Source organism: Arthrobacter sp. Y3225116 (assembly GCF_059091245.1).
On the sequence record NZ_JBNHGL010000226.1, the window covers coordinates 1 to 4,603 of the forward strand.

General features: G+C 68.3%; 5 protein-coding genes. 2 read left to right on the forward strand and 3 right to left on the reverse strand.

Going from position 1 to position 4,603, the window contains the following annotated elements:
• A partial coding sequence (locus tag AC5RV2_RS14890) for an HAD family hydrolase (protein WP_494092976.1) occupies positions 1-312 on the reverse strand: 312 nt, incomplete at its 3' end.
• A 211-nt stretch (positions 313-523) separates the two neighbouring features.
• On the opposite strand from AC5RV2_RS14890, the gene AC5RV2_RS14895 reads away from it, so the two are divergent.
• Positions 524-1,384 carry a PAC2 family protein gene (locus AC5RV2_RS14895; protein WP_494067933.1) on the forward strand — a complete coding sequence of 287 codons (861 nt, stop codon included), beginning with the start codon at positions 524-526 and terminating at the stop codon, positions 1,382-1,384.
• Positions 1,385-1,442: 58 nt separating this feature from the next.
• Here AC5RV2_RS14895 and mshC read toward each other — a convergent pair whose 3' ends face one another.
• Together mshC and AC5RV2_RS14905 are read right to left on the reverse strand one after the other, a co-directional pair.
• Positions 1,443-2,705 (reverse strand): cysteine--1-D-myo-inosityl 2-amino-2-deoxy-alpha-D-glucopyranoside ligase, encoded by a 1,263-nt coding sequence (mshC, locus tag AC5RV2_RS14900; protein WP_494092977.1) that lies wholly within the window; start codon positions 2,703-2,705, stop codon positions 1,443-1,445.
• Between the two features lie 110 nt (positions 2,706-2,815).
• Positions 2,816-3,640, reverse strand: coding sequence for an undecaprenyl-diphosphate phosphatase (locus AC5RV2_RS14905; protein WP_494092978.1), 825 nt, complete (start codon positions 3,638-3,640; stop codon positions 2,816-2,818).
• Between the two features lie 211 nt (positions 3,641-3,851).
• Here AC5RV2_RS14905 and AC5RV2_RS14910 point away from each other — a divergent pair.
• The coding region (locus tag AC5RV2_RS14910; RefSeq protein WP_494092979.1) for an aldo/keto reductase at positions 3,852-4,603 on the forward strand (752 nt) is incomplete at its 3' end.

The following is a 4,603-nucleotide window of genomic DNA, read 5'->3' on the forward strand; positions in this document are numbered from 1 at the left end:
GCCGGGGCGCCACGGGATGCGGCCGCGGACCCGGTCGGTCACGGCGTCGATCAGCCGGTCGACGATCTCGCGGATGCCCAGCTCGACGCCGGCCTGCTGCAGCACGGCGGCCGATGTCTCCAGCGCGTTGCCCACCAGCTTCTTGCCCAGTTCCTCGTTCCACACCCCGCCGAACGAAGCTACCAATTCGGATTCGGCTTCGATCCAGTACGGCTCGGTGTCGACAAGCGTTCCGTCCATGTCCCAGAAAACGGCCTGCAGGCCGGACGACGGGTGGCTGGACGCAGCGGGGGAAGGGGAAATTTCGGGCATGCATCCAGTCTACGGGCCCTTCCTGCCCGGCCCCGGCATCGGCCCCGTCACGGGCTCCGGCACGGGGCTCCGGCACCGGAATCGGGGGCTATGCTGGGCGCGAATCGAATGTCGGCTCACTGACAAGCCGTGCCGGGAGGATTAGGGTGAAACCGTGAGTACTCAGGACAGTGGCGACCTGCCCACGGAAGGCGACGGCGAGCAGCGCGGTTTGCACTTGCTGTTCCCGCAGACGAAGCCCGGCGAGCCACCGCGGCGTTATACCGTGATGCTGGCCGCCTTCGAAGGCTGGAACGATGCCGGCGAAGCCGCCACGGACGCCGTCAAGTACCTGAGCCGGCTCTGGGACAGCCACAAGGTGGCCACGGTGGACCCGGATCTTTATTACGACTTCCAGTTCACCCGGCCGGTGGTGCACCGCACCGCCTCCGGGGAACGCCGGATCAAATGGCCCACGACGAAACTGACCCGCAGCAGCATCCCGGGCAGCCTGCTGGACATTATCTTTGTCCACGGGGTGGAGCCGTCCTACCGCTGGCGCGCCTACACCGCGGAGCTGTTGGCCCACGCCGAAGAGCTGGGCGTGGACTGCATCATCCTGGTCGGCGCCCTCTTGGCCGACGTGCCGCACACGCGCCCCATTCCCGTCACGGTCACCAGCGACGACGACGACGTCCGCCGCGCCCTGAATACCGAATCCAGCCAGTACGAAGGCCCCACCGGAATCGTCGGAGTGTTGTCCGATGTCGCCTCGCTGGCCGGCATCCCCACCATGTCCGTCTGGGCCGCGGTGCCGCACTACGTGGGACAGTCGCCCTCCCCCAAGGCCGAGCTGGCTTTGCTGCACCGGCTGGAGGACATCCTGCAGGTCCCGCTGGAAGTGTCGGTCCTGAGCGAAGAAGCCGAAGCGTGGGAGCGCGGCGTGGACGAACTTGCCACCGAGGATCCGGAAGTCGCCGCCTACGTGCGGCAGCTGGAGGAAGCCAAGGACACGGCCGAGTTGCCGGAGGCGACCGGGGAATCCATCGCCCGCGAGTTCGAGCGCTACCTCAAGAAGCGCGGGAAAGAGTAGCACCGGGCGGGAACGGCGCCCGGGCTAGCTGTTCCCGCCTCCGGCCCCGGTTCTTGGCTTAGAGCCGGATACCGAGGAGCGCGTCGAGCAGCGCCGCGAACTGCTCGGCGCCGTCACCGGCCTGCCCTGCGGCCTGCTGCCGGGAGTGCTCGGCGAAGCCGTCGATTTCGGCCAGGGCCGCGGGTGCGTTGAGGTCGTTCGAGAGCGCCCGGCGGATTTGCTGCGCAAGCTCGGGTACCTGCCCGGCCCGCACAAAGGGGGCCGCGCCGCGCCACGCAGAAAGCCGCGCCTGCGCCTGGCGGAGCAGGTCCTCGGTCCAGAACCAGTCGCTGCGGTAATGCTGGCCCAGCAGCACGGTGCGGATCGCTGCCGGCTCCACGCCTTCTTCGCGCAGGGCCGAGACCAGCACGAGGTTGCCCTTGGACTTGCTCATCTTTTCGCCGTCGAGGCCGACCATGCCGGCGTGCATGAAGTGCTTGGCCAGCGGCTTGCCGGTCATCGCGTAGGCGTGCCCGGCGCTCATTTCGTGATGCGGGAAGCTCAAATCCGAGCCGCCGGCCTGGACGTCGAAGGTTTCCGGCAGGAACTTGCGGGCGATCACCGAACACTCGATGTGCCAGCCGGGGCGGCCGGGGCCGAGCGAGGCGCCCGGCCACTCCGGTTCGCCGTCGCGGGCGACGCGCCACAACAGGGCGTCCAGCGGGTGTTTCTTGCCCTGGCGCTCCGGATCGCCGCCGCGCTCGGCAAAGAGCGGCAGCATCTGGTCTTCGGTCAGCCTGGAGGTGGCGCCGTTGTGCCAGCCCGGTCCCGCAGCGGCAACGGAATCGAAATAGACGTCGCCGTCGGGCTCGCCGCCGGTGCCGGGTACGCGGTAGGCGAGGCCGCGGGCCAGCAGGTCCTCCACCACCGGAACGATCCACTCGATCGATTCCACCGCTCCGATGTACTCGCCGGGCGGGATGACGTTGAGTTCTTCCATGTCCGTGCGGAACAGCTCGGTCTGGTCCTTCGCCAGCAGCTGCCAGTCCATGCCGGTGGCCGCGGCGCGTTCCAGCAGCGGATCGTCGATGTCCGTGACATTCTGCACATAGTTGACGGTGCGCCCGGCGTCGCGCCAGTAGCGGTTGAGCAGGTCGAAGGCCACGTAGGTGGCGGCATGGCCCATGTGCGTGGCGTCGTACGGGGTGATGCCGCAGACGTACAGGCTTCCCGTCGAGGACGGCTCAAGCCTTACCAGCGACCCCACGGAGGTGTCGTGGATGGTCAGTTCGTCTTTGCCGCCCGGAATTTCGGGTACGGCACGGGCATTCCAACCAAGCACTCTTGAGTTTCCTTCCGATGAGGTGCACGGACGCAGATGGCGGGCGGGCCGCCGTCGTAAATTACGCTCCTAACATTCAAGGATGCAGGAGCCGGATAAATTCCCGCGGGTCAGGCGTTGATGACTCCGGCGCCCAACAGCACGAACAAGAGCGCGCCCAGGGCGATCCGGTACCAGACGAAGAGCCGGTAGCTGCGGGTGGACACGTACTTCAAGAACCATCCGATGATCACGAAGCCGACGCCGAAGGCCACCACCGTGGCCAGCGCCGTCTCCCCCAGCCCGTACGGCCCGGGTTCGCCGAAGCTCTTGGCCAGCTGGTACAAGCCCGAGGCGAAGACCGCCGGAATCGCCAGCAGGAACGAATACCGGGCGGCGGCCTCGCGGGTGTAGCCCATCAACAGGCCGGCCGTGATGGTGCCGCCGGAGCGGGAGACGCCCGGGATCAGGGCCAGCGCCTGGGCCAGCCCGTACAGGATGCCGTGCTTGTAGGTGAGCTTGTCCAGCGTGCGCACCTGGCGGCCGATGGAGTCGGCGATGGCCAGGAACACGCCGAAGACAATCAGCATGGTGGCCACGATCCACAGGCTGCGGAAGGTGGATTCGATCTGGTCCTGGAACAGCAGGCCGAGCACGCCGATGGGGATCGAACCGATGATGACCAGCCAGCCCATCCGGGCGTCCGGGTCGTTCCGGGGTACCTTGCCGGTGAGCGAGCCGAACCAGGCCTTAATGATGTTGACGATATCGCGCCAGAAATAGACGACGACGGCGGTCTCCGTGCCCAGCTGGGTGATGGCGGTGAAGGCGGCCCCGGGGTCGGCGGCACCGGGCAGGAGCTCTCCGACGATGCGCAGGTGGGCGCTGGACGAGATCGGGAGGAACTCGGTCAGGCCCTGGACGAGCCCCAGGACGATTGCTTCTAGCCAATTCACATCCTCGACCTTATGGCACCAAGGCGCGCGAAACGGAAACGGACACAGCCGCGGCGGCGAAGATCCGCCCACGGTATGACCCCGGGTGCCCGGCGTGGGCCGGGGCGGACGGGCTGCCCGTCCGGGAGGACGGGGCACGCGCTGCGCCGCACGCGCGTCGCTCGGCGGGCCGCTGCCAAGGGCGCGGCAGCGCAGGCCATAAGCTGGCTTTATGGAGCACAATCGCTTGGGTCACAGCGGGCTGAAGGTCCCGCAGCTGTCACTGGGAACGATGACGTGGGGAGAGGAAACGGACGAGGAGGCCGCGGGCACCATGCTGCGCGCCTACCTGGACGCCGGCGGCACGCTCCTGGACACCGCCGCGCCGTACGCCGAAGGCCGCAGCGAGGCCATGCTCGGGGCGTTCCTGGGCGAGCTGGTCCCCCGGCAGGAGGTGCTGGTGGTCTCCAAGGCGGGCGTGACGCGCAGCGAGGGCCGGCGCAAGGTGGACACGTCCCGCGGCGCCATGTTGCGCAGCCTGGACGCCAGCCTGGCCCGGCTGGGCACGGACTACCTGGACCTGTGGCTGGTCCATCTCTGGGACGACGGCGGCGCGCCGCTGGAAGAGACCCTGTCCGCCCTCGAGCACGCGGTGTCGTCGGGCCGCGCCCGCTATGTGGGAGTGTCCAACTACTCCGGCTGGCAGCTGGCCCGGGCGGCCTCGATCAGCCCGGTTCCGCTGGTCGCGGTGCAGAACGAATATTCGCTGCTGCACCGCCGGGCCGAACACGAAGTCATTCCGGCGGCGCGCGCCCTCGGGCCGGGCCTGATGGCCTGGTCGCCGCTGGGACGCGGCGTCCTGACCGGCAAGTACCGCACGGGCATTCCGGCCGATTCCCGGGCCGCCTCCGAGCAGCACGCCGGCTACGTGGAACCGTACTTTGAGGAACTCGATCGGATCTGGTCGGTGAAGAGCATCGAGAT